This is a genomic window from Gordonia sp. 135 (assembly GCF_009720185.1).
GTDB lineage: Bacteria > Actinomycetota > Actinomycetes > Mycobacteriales > Mycobacteriaceae > Gordonia > Gordonia alkanivorans.
On the sequence record NZ_CP046257.1, the window covers coordinates 1,574,768 to 1,587,549 of the forward strand.

Annotated in this window: 13 protein-coding genes; 3 read left to right on the forward strand and 10 right to left on the reverse strand. The window is 68.1% G+C overall.

Annotation, left to right across the window (positions count from 1 at the left end; translation table 11 throughout):
• Positions 1 to 5: 5 nt before the first annotated feature.
• The 4 genes from GKZ92_RS07195 to GKZ92_RS07210 form a co-directional block, all read right to left on the reverse strand.
• Positions 6 to 908 (reverse strand): LysR family transcriptional regulator, encoded by a 903-nt coding sequence (locus tag GKZ92_RS07195; RefSeq protein WP_035750379.1) that lies wholly within the window; start codon positions 906 to 908, stop codon positions 6 to 8.
• 57 nt (positions 909 to 965) lie between these two features.
• Positions 966 to 1,727 (reverse strand): crotonase/enoyl-CoA hydratase family protein, encoded by a 762-nt coding sequence (locus GKZ92_RS07200; RefSeq protein WP_035750381.1) that lies wholly within the window; start codon positions 1,725 to 1,727, stop codon positions 966 to 968.
• A 67-nt stretch (positions 1,728 to 1,794) separates the two neighbouring features.
• Positions 1,795 to 2,916 (reverse strand): MBL fold metallo-hydrolase, encoded by a 1,122-nt coding sequence (locus GKZ92_RS07205; RefSeq protein WP_006357885.1) that lies wholly within the window; start codon positions 2,914 to 2,916, stop codon positions 1,795 to 1,797.
• Between the two features lie 128 nt (positions 2,917 to 3,044).
• On the reverse strand, positions 3,045 to 4,631 hold the full coding sequence (locus GKZ92_RS07210; protein ID WP_040004031.1) for an ATP-binding cassette domain-containing protein: 1,587 nt from the start codon (positions 4,629 to 4,631) through the stop codon (positions 3,045 to 3,047).
• A gap of 198 nt (positions 4,632 to 4,829) precedes the next feature.
• Between GKZ92_RS07210 and GKZ92_RS07215 the strand changes: the two genes are divergently transcribed.
• The gene (locus GKZ92_RS07215) at positions 4,830 to 5,831 is read left to right on the forward strand and encodes an enoyl-CoA hydratase/isomerase family protein (RefSeq protein WP_035750385.1); all 1,002 of its coding nucleotides are present in this window, start codon (positions 4,830 to 4,832) and stop codon (positions 5,829 to 5,831) included.
• 26 nt (positions 5,832 to 5,857) lie between these two features.
• Here the strand turns inward: GKZ92_RS07215 and GKZ92_RS07220 are convergent, their stop codons facing one another.
• Together GKZ92_RS07220 and GKZ92_RS07225 are read right to left on the reverse strand one after the other, a co-directional pair.
• Positions 5,858 to 6,601: a hypothetical protein gene (locus GKZ92_RS07220; protein WP_006357888.1), complete on the reverse strand. Its 744-nt coding sequence runs from the start codon at positions 6,599 to 6,601 to the stop codon at positions 5,858 to 5,860.
• 19 nt (positions 6,602 to 6,620) lie between these two features.
• The gene (locus GKZ92_RS07225; protein ID WP_035750387.1) at positions 6,621 to 8,225 is read right to left on the reverse strand and encodes a peptide chain release factor 3; all 1,605 of its coding nucleotides are present in this window, start codon (positions 8,223 to 8,225) and stop codon (positions 6,621 to 6,623) included.
• 142 nt (positions 8,226 to 8,367) lie between these two features.
• Here GKZ92_RS07225 and GKZ92_RS07230 point away from each other — a divergent pair, with 142 nt between their 5' ends.
• Positions 8,368 to 9,237, forward strand: a complete 870-nt coding sequence (locus GKZ92_RS07230; RefSeq protein ID WP_035750870.1) for a type IV toxin-antitoxin system AbiEi family antitoxin domain-containing protein — start codon at positions 8,368 to 8,370, stop codon at positions 9,235 to 9,237.
• 62 nt (positions 9,238 to 9,299) lie between these two features.
• Here GKZ92_RS07230 and GKZ92_RS07235 read toward each other — a convergent pair whose 3' ends face one another.
• The 3 genes from GKZ92_RS07235 to GKZ92_RS07245 form a co-directional block, all read right to left on the reverse strand.
• Positions 9,300 to 10,316: a beta-ketoacyl-ACP synthase III gene (locus GKZ92_RS07235; RefSeq protein ID WP_006357891.1), complete on the reverse strand. Its 1,017-nt coding sequence runs from the start codon at positions 10,314 to 10,316 to the stop codon at positions 9,300 to 9,302.
• Between the two features lie 105 nt (positions 10,317 to 10,421).
• Positions 10,422 to 10,988 carry an aminoacyl-tRNA hydrolase gene (gene pth / locus GKZ92_RS07240; protein ID WP_040004037.1) on the reverse strand — a complete coding sequence of 189 codons (567 nt, stop codon included), beginning with the start codon at positions 10,986 to 10,988 and terminating at the stop codon, positions 10,422 to 10,424.
• A 28-nt stretch (positions 10,989 to 11,016) separates the two neighbouring features.
• On the reverse strand, positions 11,017 to 11,643 hold the full coding sequence (locus GKZ92_RS07245) for a 50S ribosomal protein L25/general stress protein Ctc (protein WP_035750873.1): 627 nt from the start codon (positions 11,641 to 11,643) through the stop codon (positions 11,017 to 11,019).
• Positions 11,644 to 11,883: 240 nt separating this feature from the next.
• Between GKZ92_RS07245 and GKZ92_RS07250 the strand changes: the two genes are divergently transcribed.
• The gene (locus GKZ92_RS07250) at positions 11,884 to 12,321 is read left to right on the forward strand and encodes a limonene-1,2-epoxide hydrolase family protein (protein ID WP_035750389.1); all 438 of its coding nucleotides are present in this window, start codon (positions 11,884 to 11,886) and stop codon (positions 12,319 to 12,321) included.
• On the opposite strand, the gene GKZ92_RS07255 is transcribed toward GKZ92_RS07250, so the two are convergent.
• Positions 12,318 to 12,668 carry a VOC family protein gene (locus tag GKZ92_RS07255; RefSeq protein WP_035750874.1) on the reverse strand — a complete coding sequence of 117 codons (351 nt, stop codon included), beginning with the start codon at positions 12,666 to 12,668 and terminating at the stop codon, positions 12,318 to 12,320. The two genes, GKZ92_RS07250 and GKZ92_RS07255, sit on opposite strands and share 4 nt — an antisense overlap.
• Positions 12,669 to 12,782: the final 114 nt, after the last annotated feature.

The following is a 12,782-nucleotide window of genomic DNA, read 5'->3' on the forward strand; positions in this document are numbered from 1 at the left end:
GTGGCCTACCAGTCCGGGAGTTCGGTCGGCTCCTGGCTCAGGCCGGAGTGGGCCCGGGCCGCGGAGATGAACGCGAGCGCCGCAGGCGAGGGGAGACCCGAACGCAGCACGAGTCCCCAGGGTCGCGTCAACGGCGGATCGAGTAGGAGCTGCCGGGTACCGGCGAGCTGTGTGTCGCCCACGGTACGCGGGACAACCGTTGCGGCCGTACCGCGTTCGACGAGATTCCAGACCGCCGCGGGCAACGGGCAATCGACGACCACATTGCCGGCGGCGTCGTCGAGGAGATCGGCGAGCAAGGCCGCGGTGTGCTGATCGCTGTGATCGATCACCAATGGGACCGACCGGATGGCGCTGCGCGGCACGGTGTCCGGGAGTCCCGCGACCAGGGCGTCGGGGGACGCCACCACGAGCTCCTGCTCCGTCATCGGGATGGCCGAGAACGTCGCGTGTTCGGCGGAGGAGTCGATGACCCCGATCTCCGCGTCGCCGGACCGCAACGCGGAGAGGACACCGGCCGGACCGTCGGCCGCGAGGACGCGGACCGCGAGCCGGGGAAAGCGCTCCCGGAAGAGTCGGACGACGTTCACGAGCGGATCGATGCTGAACGCCGCGTACGTCACCACGTCGACGCGCCCGGACCGGAGCTCCCGGACCGCGTCGACCTTCCGTTTGGCGCGCTCGACGTCGGCGAGGATGCGCCGCGCCGCGTCGTCGAGCTTGCGGCCGGCCTCGGTCAGTTCGAGGCGGCGTCCGGTCCGGTCGAACAACGTGACTCCGAGACGCTTCTCGAGCGTCCGGATGGCCTGCGACAGGGAGGGTTGCGAGATGTAGAGCGACTGGGCGGCCTTCGTGATCCCTCCGTGGTCGACGACTGCGACGAAGTAGGTCACGAGGTGCAGGTCCACCTCAGCCACTCTAGTTACCGACCTTTTCGCGGATCAGCGGCCCTTCCACTGTCTGGATCAGCGGCCCTTCCACTGGGGTGCGCGCTTCTCGGCGAATGCCTTGGCACCCTCCTGGGCGTCCTCGGAGGAGAAGACCGGGGTCAGGTACTCCCACTGCTTCTTGATCAGGTCCTTGTCGGTGTAGTTGATCGCCATCGAGGTGACCTGCTTGGTGGCCTTGACGGCGAGCGGTCCGTTGGCGGCGATCTTCGCGGCGAGCTCACGAGCACCGGCGAGGGCCTCGCCGGGCGCGGTGACCTTGTTGACCAGGCCGAACTGGTGGGCGCGCGCGGCGGACAGCGGGTCTCCGGTCAGGGCCAGTTCCATCGCGACCTGGTAGGGGAGGATCTTCGGCAGACGCAGTAGACCGCCTGCGGCCGCGGCGAGACCACGCTTGACCTCGGGGATGCCGAACTTGGAGTTCTCGGCGGCGACGACGAGGTCGGCGGACAGTGCGAGCTCGCAGCCACCGGCCAGGGCCCAGCCCTCGACCGCCGCGATCAGCGGCTTACTGGGCGGGGCCTCGGTGAGACCGCCGAAACCGCGGTCCTTCAGCGAGACCTGCTCGCCGCGCGAGAACGCCTTGAGGTCCATTCCCGCGCAGAACGTGCCGCCGGCGCCGGTGAGGATGCCGATGGTGAGGTCGTCGCGCGACTCGAGCTCGTCGATGGCGGCCGCGATTCCCTCGGACACCTCGAGGTTGACGGCGTTCTTCGCCTCGGGCCGGTTGATCGTGATGACGGCGACTCCGTCGGCGAACTCGGTGAGCACGGCGCTCATGGGGGATCCTCCTCTGATCGGTGGGGAACGCCGGTGGGACGTCCACCGGCGGGGACACGGGTCGCGGTCAGTTCGGTAGCGACAGGCTCGACGCGGTGCGGTGTTCGGACACCGGCGAGAGCGACCACCGGACCGGCTCGACGGTGACGTCGGCGAGATCGGCCAGGGTGGGGGCGGGTGTCGAGGCGAGTATTCCGCGCTCGCTCAAGACCAGCAGGTGAGCGTCGGTCTCGCGCAGCGCGAGCCGCTTCATCGTGAGGTTGAGGTCGCTGAACGGCCGGGACCAGCTCACGGCCTGGGTGATCTCCCACGCCGTGGACTCGGGCCGGGCCGCGACCGCCTCGGTGATCTCGGTGAGACGATCCTCGTGATGCGACAGGAGTCCGGTCACCCGGGCGCCCAGACCGCGGAAGCGGTATTCATGCGATGGCAGGGCCTCGTGGTCCCGCATCTTCTCGGTGTTGGCCAGCGACACCAGATAGTCCGCGAGTGGGCTCTCCGTCTGCATCGGACTCGTGGAGACATTGGGGCTGATGCGCGGCAGCAGGTGATCGCCGGTGAAGATGATCCCCGCGTCGTCGTCGGCGAAACACAGATGGCCAGGTGTGTGACCGGGCGTCCAGATGGCGCGCAGATTCCAGCCGGGGATGTCGAGCGGGGCGTCGGCGGTCAGCTCCCGGTCGACGGTCCGGCCGTCGGGCAGCCGCACGAAGTCGACGAGCCCGAGCCCGGCGACGTCGGCCGGTGCACCCAGCACCCGCAACTCCCACCGGGCGTCGTCGAGCTGACTCTCCACCTCGTCGTCGGAGTGATAGCGGAGGTGACACGCGTCGGCGCGGTGCATCAACAGTTCCACGTCGGTCTGTTCGAGCAGGCGCGGGACCAAGCCGAAGTGGTCGGGATGGAAGTGGGTGATGGCCGCCGATCGCACGTCGGTGACGTCGTGACCGGTGCTGCGGATGCCGTCGACAAGGGCTCGCCAGGACTCGTCCGACGGCCACCCGACGTCGATGAGCGCCAGGCCGCCGTCGGGCAGCGCGAGGGCGTAGACCAGGACGTAGCGCAACGGGTTGGGGCCCATCGGCACCGGGATCGACCACAGACCCGGGCGCACCTCCTCGACAGGGGGGAGCACCTTGTCGGCCCAAGCCTGCTGCTGACGCCGACCGGTCACCTCGATCGTGGCCATCCTTGACCTCCTGAGCCGTCATCGTTCCCGGCGCATCGGACGAAGAGTTGCGACGCGCAACAGTCATCCGATCATGCGAGCCCCGTCATGCTCAAAGTGGGGGCGGCTCAGGCGCCCTGAGGAACTGCCTATGTGTCGGGGGCCAGCTCTGGTGACGACCCGCCCACCTCGACGCGACGGTCGATCCCGATCCGATCCAGGAATCCCGCGTCGTGGGAGACGACGAGCAGCGCGCCACTCCAAAGCTCCAGCGCGGCGACCAGTTGGCTGACCGTGTCGAGATCCAGGTTGTTGGTCGGCTCGTCGAGGATCAGCAGCTTCGGGGTGGGATCGCCGAGTAGTGCGTCTGCGAGACCCACACGCAGACGCTCGCCGCCGGAGAGCTCCTCGAGCGCGCGGTCGGCACGTGCACCCCGGAACAGGAACCGGGCCAGATGTGAACGCACCTCCTGCGTGCTGATGTCCGGATGATGTGCCGACACCAGGCCGGCGATCGACATCGACGGGTTGTCGAAGACGATCTGTTGCGGCACATACGCATACGGCACCACGATCGCCTCGCGCGCGACGAGGTCGGCGATGAGTGTCGACTTCCCGGAACCGTTGGGCCCCACCAGCGCGATCCGTTCCGGGCCGTTGATGCGCAGCCGGTCGTCGGTGACGACCTGGGTCCGCGAGGCCAGGTCGGCCTCCGGCACCACGATCCGGGCGGTGCGATCTTTCCGAACCTCCTCGCGCGCCCCGTCGAGGCGGGAGGCGGCCGCAGCCACGTCGTCCTGATGGGCGTTGCGCAGCTTCCCCGCCGACACCTGCGCCTCACCGCGACGCAAGTGCGCGATGATCTTCGGCACTCGCTTCTCCCGTTCAGCGGTCGACGCGGTGCGGGCGCGCCGGTCGAGTTTGATCTGGGCGTCGACCAGCTCCCGACGCTGCTTGCGGAGATCGCCGGCCGCAGTTGCCACCGCGGCCTCGGCCGCCTCCTGCTCGGCGTCCACGATCTCGCGGTAATGCGAGTAGGGGCCGCCGAACACCCGGACCCGGCCCCGGTACAACTCGAGCGTCGCGTCGACGCGTTCGAGAAGTTCGAGATCGTGACTCACGACGATCACCGTGCCGGCGAAGGCGCCGATGGCGTCGAAAAGCCTTGCCCGTGAGCTGGTGTCGAGGTTGTTCGTCGGCTCGTCGAGCAGCAGGACCGAGGGTCGGCGCATGAGTGCGGCGACGATCGACAGCAGCGTCGCCTCGCCGCCGGACATGGCGCCGACCCGACGGTCGAGGTCGGTGGGGAGACCCATCTGGGCGAGGAGTCCGATCGCCCGCTCCTCGACATCCCAGTCGTCACCGACGGCATCGAAGTCGTCGGCGTCGACCGAGCCGCCCTCGATGAGACCGATCGCACTGCGGATGCCGTCGATGCCGAGAGCTGCCGACACCGTCGACTCCGGATCCGACTGCGGGTCCTGCGGAACGATCCCCACCTCCGGCGCGGACGTGGCCCCGGAGATGCTGACACTGCCCGACGCCGGGCGGAGACGCTGCGAGATCAGGCCGAGCAACGTCGACTTACCTGCGCCGTTGGCGCCGATCAGCGAATAGGTGGACGCTCCCAGCGCGAGATTGAGGCGATCGAAGACCGCGGTGCCGTCGGGCCAGACGAATGAGACATCGGACAGCACCACCGACGGCTGGGAAGAAAGGGGCAGGGGAGTAGACACGAGATCTCCTGAAGTGGTTCGGGTTCACCGACGGGTGTCGCAACGACATCGCGCGCCGGCCGGGGCCACTTCAGTTCTTCATCGTGCGGGATCACTCCTCGGGTCGGCTGCGTGTGCGGGGTCCACGGTAGTGGACGCGTCCGGGTCTGCCAACGGGTTTTCTCCGGCTTGTCTTCCCTCACCGCTACGGTTGGGGGCATGTCCTTCATTCGCACCTCGGTGTCCAACGGTGTCGGCGAGATCGTCCTCGACCGGCCGAAAGCCCTGAACGCGCTGGACCAGTCCATGATCGACGACATGTACGCCGCGCTCGGCGACTGGGGTGACGACGACTCGATCGAGACCGTCCTCGTCACCTCCGCGAGCGACCGCGCCTTCTGCGCGGGCGGCGACATCCGGGCGATCCGCGAGCATTCGCTCGACGGCGACACCGCGGCCATCACCCGTTACTTCAGCAGTGAGTACCGGCTGGATCAGATGGTCGCCGACTATCCCAAGCCGTACGTGAGCCTCATCGACGGCGCGGCCATGGGCGGCGGACTCGGCATCAGCGTGCACGGCGAGATCCGCGTGGTCACCGAGAAGGCGATGATCGCGATGCCCGAGACCGCGATCGGCTTCTTCCCCGACATCGGTTCCACCTACTTCCTGCCGCGGCTGCCCGAGGGCGTCGGCATGTGGCTCGGTCTCACCGGTGCGCGCATCCGTGGCATCGACGCGGTGGCCGTCGGCCTGGCAACGCATTTCGTGGCATCGGCCGATATCGCCGGCGTCGCCGAGTCGATCCGTTCCGGAGATCCGCTGGCCGATGCGCTGGCGACTTCGGGGACCACGGAAACCAGCGACGTCCCCCTCCGCAAGGTCGGGGAGTACTTCGCCGACGACAACATCAACGCCATCGTCGGCGGTCTGCGCGGAGCGATCGGCGACGAGTGGGCCGAGGAGATGATCGGCCTGCTCGAGAAGGCCTCACCCACTAGCCTCTGGGTGACGGCCGCGATGATCAACGCCGGCGCGCAGTCCGGGATCGACGAGTGCTTCGACCGCGAACTGCATGCGGCAGAACAGATCACCGCCACCCACGACTTCCGTGAAGGAGTGCGGGCGGTGCTGGTCGACAAGGACCGCAACCCGGTCTTCGACCCCGCCGCGATCGACGACGTCGATCCGGCGGTCGTCGCGCGGATCGTGGGTGCGTGAGCGCGTGCGACGAGCCGTGTCGAAACCTACGGCGTGAGCTGGAACCGCCCGGACAGTACGACGGTCGGCGGGGTGCCGGTGTCGGGCCGCGGGCTCGTCGACGACTCGTCGGCGTCGTAGGCCACGTCGTCGTCGGGGGCGAACGGGTTGGCGTCGACGCGGGAGGCCTCCGAGCAGGTGAACGACCCGGCCGCGAGCTTGCCCGACATCCCGCTGATGCTGAGCTGGCACGCCGAGGACTGGTGGTAGACACCGTCGACGGAGACGCCGATCTGCGCGTTGATCGGCTTGGTCAGCGGACCCGCGGTGGGGCGCGGTCCGCCGCCCACGGGTGGCACCGTGCCGCCGGTCAATTCGCTGATGGGAAACTCGATCTGGGCGCCGTCGGTCCCGATTCCCTTGAACACTAACAACAATGAGTCCGGCGGGACGTCGGGTCGTTCCGGGCCCCAGCGGTTGAACTCGTAGCAGCTCGTCGCCTTGTCGGCGCTCGCGCCGCTTCCGGCGGCCGGGAGTCCGGACGTCGTGGCCGCCGGCTCGGTGATCGCGATCCGGATGTCGCCGGAACGGAATCGGAGGTCGTGCCCGCCGCGGTCGACCTTGCCCTGCGGCGGCTTCTCCGCGCATTTCGCGGGATCGATCGGGCGCGCGGTCGGGGTGGGGGCTGTGCTTGTCGACGTCGGTGCCGGTGCCGGATTTCCGGCGCAACCCGACATCAGGAGCGCAGCCGCGGACACCGCGGCAAGCGCGCCGACACCGGAGGTGCGCACGAGGGGACGCCTCATCGGCTCAATCCGCCGCGGCGACAAGGGGTTGCAGCGTCAGGTCGGGGTGTTCCTTCTCGATGTACTGCAGGCGCCACTTGTCGCTGAAGAGCGCCAGGATCGCACCGTCGGTGCGGGTGAACACCTCGACGCCGCGCTGCCGGTCGAGTTCGGGTGCGCTCTCGGCGTCGGTGCGTCGGGCCAGTGTGTAGCCGAGCGGTTCGATGATGGTGTCGACGTTGAACTCGGCCTTCATGCGGGCGGTGACGACCTCGAACTGCATGGGGCCGACCGCGGCCAGCACCGGCGACATGTCGCCGCGGGTGTCATTGCGCAGTACCTGCACCACACCTTCGCTGTCGAGCTGGTCCATCGCCTTGCGGAACTGCTTGTACTTGTCGGCGGTGGTCGCGCGCAGCGTCGAGAAGTGCTCCGGCGCGAACGACGGGATCGGCGGGAACTGCACCTTCGGGCCGTCGAAGAGGGTGTCGCCGGGGGCCAGCGCGGTCGCGTTGACGAGGCCGACGACGTCGCCCGGGTAGGCGGTGTCGACGGTGGAACGGTCCCGGCCGAAGACGGCCTGGGCGTACTTGGTGGCGAACGGCTTTCCGGTCTGCGCGTGGGTGACGACCATGCCGCGCTCGAACTCGCCGGACACGATCCGCATGTACGCCAGGCGATCTCGGTGGCTCGAGTCCATTCCGGCCTGCACCTTGAACACGACGGCGCTGAACGGGTCGGTGACCGGACGTTCCCTGCCCTCGACGTCGACGCGGCCGGCGGGCGGGGGAGCGAGCTCGACGAGCACCTCGAGCAGTTGCCGCACACCGAAGTTCAGCATCGCCGAGGCGAAGATCATCGGCGAGGTCTGGCCGGCGAGGAACATCTCCTGGTCGTGGTCCTGGCCCATCTCGGAGAGCAGTTCGCTCTCTTCGACGGCGGCCGTCCACTCGTCGCCCTCACGCGCGGCCGCGTCGTCGGCGCTCATGATCTCCTCGGGGGCGATCTTGGCGCCGCCGGCGGTGCGGGTGAAGTGCACGTACTCGCCGGTGCGGCGGTCGAGCAGGCCGCGGAAGTCGCCGGCGATGCCGACCGGGAAGAACAACGGGGTGGGGGTGAGGCCGATGCGCTCGGTGATCTCGTCGATCAGTTCGAGCGGCGTCTGGCCGGGACGGTCCCACTTGTTGATGACCGTGATCACCGGGATGCCGCGGTGGCGACAGACCTGGAACAGCTTGAGCGTCTGCGGCTCGAGGCCCTTCGCGGCGTCGATGAGCATCACCGCCGCGTCGACCGCGGTCAGCACGCGATAGGTGTCCTCGGAGAAGTCGGCGTGACCGGGGGTGTCCACCAGGTTGATCACGCTCGGGATGCCGTCGTCGCTGTGCTCGGCGGCATAGTTGAACTGCAGCGCGGTGGAGCTGACCGAGATGCCGCGGGCCTTCTCCATCTCCATCCAGTCGGAGACGGTGGACTTGCGTCCTGCCTTGCCGTGGATCGCACCCGCCTCGCTGATCATGCGCGCATGCAGCGCCAAGGCCTCGGTCATCGTCGACTTACCGGCGTCCGGATGGGAGATGATCGCGAAGGTACGTCGGCGCTTGACCTCGGTTGCGACGTCAGAACTCACGAGATCCGAGGCTACTCGGCTGGTCGGGGGGCTCCAAACTGATGGCGTTCGGACTATGCGGCAGTTGGTGCCGGTAGTCGGCACCAACTGCCGCAAACCCACGATCTGGGAACCGGCGGGAGGGTCGTCGCGTCCAATCGACGTGCAGACGCCACCCCGCCTCCGACGCCACGCGCTCACGCGCGACGGGGTCGTGACGATCGCCGAAGCTCTGGAGTTCGGGCTGACCAAGTCGGGTATCCACCGACGTGTGGGGGCCGGCGTGTGGACGCCGCAATCGCGTGGTGTGTACACGCTGGCTGATCATCCGCTTACGCCGCGGACCCGGGCCCGACTCGCGGTGGCCGCGGTCGGCAACGACGCGGCGCTGTCCGGCGTCGGTGCCGCGTGGTGGCACGGCATCGTCGACGAGCCACCCAAGAGGTTCACTGTCACTGCGCCGCGATCTCGGCACGGATCGCCTGTCGATGGAGTCCAGGTGCGCTACCGGGCTCTCGCAGATGCCGAGACGGTCACCCGTGACCACCTCGTCGTCACCTCGCTGCCCCTGTCGGTGCTGGAGGCCTCGGTCGAGAGCGGCAGCAGCATCCTCGACGCCGCGCTGCTGTTGCGTCGGGTGTCGATCGAGCAGTTGCGGACCGCTGCCGAGCGTCGTCGCAGGAAGGAGGACGCGACGGAGATCGCGGCGTTGGTTGCCGGGGTCGAGGCCGGAGCGCGGTCCGAGGCCGAGCGGCTCGCGGTCGACCTGTTGCGGCAGGGCGGAGTCGACGGCTTCGTGTGCAACCATCCGGTCGGCGGCTACTACGTTGACGTCGCGTTCCCGGAGAGGATGCTCGCCGTCGAGATCGATGGCATGGCCTTTCATCGCGACGCCGAGACCTTCCAGCGTGACCGGCGTCGTCGCAACGACCTCATCGCGCTCGGGTGGACGGTCCTCAACTACACCTGGGCGGACCTCAGGGAACGTCCGGCTTACGTCGTCGAGCGCGTACGTCAGGCGCTCGGTGCCTGAAAACAGATGCGGCAGTTGGTTCCGGAAACCGGAACCAACTGCCGCAACTGGAAGAAGGAGACTTACTCGAACGGCACCGGCGGAAGCTTGACGACCTGGGAGGCGTAGGAGAGTCCGGCACCGAAGCCGAGGAGGAGGGCGGTCTGGCCCGGCTGCGCCTTGCCGGTGGAGAGGAGATCCTCCATGGCCAGCGGGATCGACGCGGCGGAGGTGTTGCCGGTGTACTCGATGTCGTTGGCGACGACGGCGCCGTCGCGGAGCTTGAGGTTCTTGGCGAGCAGCTCGTTGATGCGCGCGTTGGCCTGGTGGGGGACGAAGACGTCGAGGTCCTCGGAGCCGATCTTGGCGGCCTCGAGGGCGCGGACGGCGACCTTGCCCATCTCGAAGGCGGCCCAGCGGAACACCGCGGTGCCCTCCATGCGGAGGTAGGGGCGCTGGACGCGGTCACCGTCGAGGAAGGTCACCCAGTCGAAGTCCTGGCGGATGGCGTTGAACTGCGAGCCGTCCGAACCCCAGACCACCGGGCCGAGTTCTTGCTCCTCGGTGGGTCCGACGACCACGGCGCCCGCGCCGTCGCCGAAGATGAAGCAGTTGGTGCGGTCGGTCATGTCGAGGGCCACCGAGAGCTGCTCGGCGCCGATGACCAGCACGTTGGTGGCGCTGCCGCCGCGGATCATGTCCGACGCGAGGGCCATGCCGTAACCGAAGCCCGCGCAGCCGACGGTGACGTCGAAGGCGGGGACGCCGTTGCAGCCGAGTTCGGTGGCCACCTTGGTCGCGCCGGCCGGGGTCAGGAGCAGGTGCGTGTTGGTGGCGAGGATGACCGCGTCGATGTCGGAGCCTTGCAGCAGCGCGTTGGCGATGGCCTTGCGTCCGGCGTTGACCGACATCTCCATGACGCTCTCGTCGCGGCGCGCGAAGCGGCGGGTCTTGATGCCGGTGCGGGTGTAGATCCACTCGTCGGAGGAGTCGATGTGCTCGCAGATCTCGTCGTTGGTGACCACACGCTCAGGGCGATAGGCGCCGATCCCGAGCATGCCGATGTTGTTGATCCCTGAGGTGTCCGCGATGACTGCCATGGTCTTCCTTCCGATTATGTGACCCGACATACGACGGTACTCACCCGGCCACTTACTGGGAAGTACCGCATTCCCGTGGCACATCGTTACCGATCGATTGTCGGGTTACCAGGCGTGCACGGTGTTCTGTGCGCTCTCCAGATCCTGGGAGACCAGGAGTTCGATGGCGTCGCAGCCGTTGCGGATCATCAGCTCGACCTCGGCCCGGTCCGCGGACGGGAACGGCTTGAGCACGAAGTCGGCGGGATCCTGACGCCCCGGCGGACGGCCGATACCCATCCGCACGCGCAGGTAGTCGCGGGTGCCGATGGCCTGACTGATCGAACGCAGCCCGTTGTGGCCGCCCTCGCCGCCGCCGCGTTTGAGGCGCACGAGACCGAAGTCGATGTCGAGTTCGTCGTGCACGACGATGAGATCGGCGGGCGCGACCGAATAGAACTTGGCCAGCGGGCCGATCTGCCGGCCGGACTCGTTCATGTAGACGCGTGGCTTGGCCACGAGAACAGACTGGCCGCCGAGGCGAACCTCGGCGACCTCCGCACCGGATTTCTTGTGAACCTTCCAGCGCTCGCCTGCCGAGTCGACGAGGCCGTCGGCGACCATCGCGCCGACGTTGTGCCTCGTCTTCTCGTACTTGGACCCGGGATTACCGAGTCCGACAACGATTTTCACCACTCGAGTAGAGCAGTCGGGGGTCGGATCACTCCGACTCCGCGGGAGCCTCGGCAGCCTCACCCTCGGCACCTTCGGCGGCGTCGGCGTCGGATTCGGTGGCCGCGGCCTGGGCCTCGTTCACGGCGACGATCAGGGTCTCCGGATCGGCGATCAGGGTGACGCCCTCCGGCAGGTCCAGATCGGAGGCGTGGATGGCGGTGCCGGCGGTGGCACCCTCGACGCTGACGGCGATCTGCTCGGGGATCGACAGGGCGTCGGCCTCGACCTCGACGACGCTGGCGTCGGACACGACCAGGGTGCCCGGGGCGGCGTCACCCTCGACGACGATGGCGACCTCGATGGTCACCTTCTCACCGCGACGGACGAGGAGCAGGTCGGCGTGCTCGATGTAGTTGCGGATCGGGTGGACGTCGACCTGCTTGGTGAGCGCGAGCTGGCTGGTGCCCTCGATGTCGAGCTCGATGATGGCGTTGAGGCCGTTGTTACGCAGGATCGCGGCGAAGTCGCGGGCCGGGAGGTGCAGGTGCTGCGGGTCGGTGCCGTGGCCGTAGAGCACGGCGGGAACCTTGCCCTCGCGGCGAGCGCGGCGAGCGGCGCCCTTGCCCTTCTCGGTGCGGGTGCTGACAGACAGCTTGGAGGTCTGAGTAGCCATGAGGATCTCCTCTGATCGGTGGTTGCGGTCGTTCGTCCGTCGCGACGAGCAACGGGCACGCATTCCGACCGCGGACACCCACCGGGCCACACGTGGGCACCCGAGGAGACTGCGATGGTCGCGCCGATCACGGTGACTGGGTCACCCTCGCCGAGACAACGGTGGCAAGGATAGTCGAGGACCTGCCGAGATGTCACATCGCACCCCTCGCCGGATGCGGTCCCGGCATACTGGGCTGCCATGACCTCACAGACCCCGATCGAGATCGTGACGGCCCTGCTCGACGCATTCGCGCGCGAGGACATCGCCGGCGCGCTGGAGACCATCGACGACGACATCGCGTACACCAACGTCTCGCTGCCGACCATCAACGGCAAGCGCAAGGTGGCCGGTGTGCTCGGCGGTGTCGCGAAGAAGTCGTGGGTGGGCTTCAACTACCGGATGCTCAACGTGAGTTCCGACGAGGCGGGTGTCGTGCTCACCGAACGCGTCGACGAGTTGCGTTTCGGGCGGCTGCATCTGCAGTTCTGGGTGTGCGGCCGCTTCGAGATCCGTGAGGGACGGATCGTGGTGTGGCGCGACTACTTCGACTACTTCGACATGACGAAGGAGCTGCTGCGCGGTATCGCGGCACTGGCCCTGCCGTCGGTGCAGAAACCGCTGCCGGCTGCGGCCTAGCGGTTCAGCGGGCTGTAGAACACGAGTCCGTTGCCCTGGTTGTCGTACACCACGGCACGACGCTCGTGCGCGTCGTCGTACGGGCCCTTCACGATGGCGCCGCCGTCGGCCTCGATCGCCTTCGCCGCGGCGTCGACGTCGGCGGTCTTGATACCGACGACGACCTTGCCGGGGATCGGGTGGTCGACCGCAGTGGCGAGAGCGATCGTCACCGGCCCCCCGTCGAGGGCGGCGAAGTGGGCGCCGTCGCGGAACTTCAGCGACATGCCCAGCGTCTCGGTGTAGAACTCGATGGACTCGTCCAGGTTCTCGGTGGACAGGATGATCATCTTGGCTTCGTAGCTCATGTGCATGATGCTAGTCGCGATCGCCGGTGACCGAAGCGTCTGAAACGCGTTCTGGCACACAGCTGTACCCATCGGTCATCGGTCTGCCGATCGGCGCGACCAAAGTCCCGGGTG

What these genes read in the sequence shown, in the direction of transcription:
- GKZ92_RS07200 (WP_035750381.1), bottom strand. Translation starts at nt 1,727, where the DNA reads ATGAGCGCCGTGCTCACCGAGTTCGCCGACGGAGTCGCCGTCATCACG.
- GKZ92_RS07205 (WP_006357885.1), bottom strand. Translation starts at nt 2,916, where the DNA reads ATGGCCACGATCGAGGTGACCGGTCGGCGTCAGCAGCAGGCTTGGGCC.
- GKZ92_RS07250 (WP_035750389.1), top strand. Translation starts at nt 11,884, where the DNA reads ATGACCTCACAGACCCCGATCGAGATCGTGACGGCCCTGCTCGACGCA.
- GKZ92_RS07255 (WP_035750874.1), bottom strand. Translation starts at nt 12,668, where the DNA reads ATGAGCTACGAAGCCAAGATGATCATCCTGTCCACCGAGAACCTGGAC.
- GKZ92_RS07215 (WP_035750385.1), top strand. Translation starts at nt 4,830, where the DNA reads ATGTCCTTCATTCGCACCTCGGTGTCCAACGGTGTCGGCGAGATCGTC.
- GKZ92_RS07245 (WP_035750873.1), bottom strand. Translation starts at nt 11,643, where the DNA reads ATGGCTACTCAGACCTCCAAGCTGTCTGTCAGCACCCGCACCGAGAAG.
- GKZ92_RS07235 (WP_006357891.1), bottom strand. Translation starts at nt 10,316, where the DNA reads ATGGCAGTCATCGCGGACACCTCAGGGATCAACAACATCGGCATGCTC.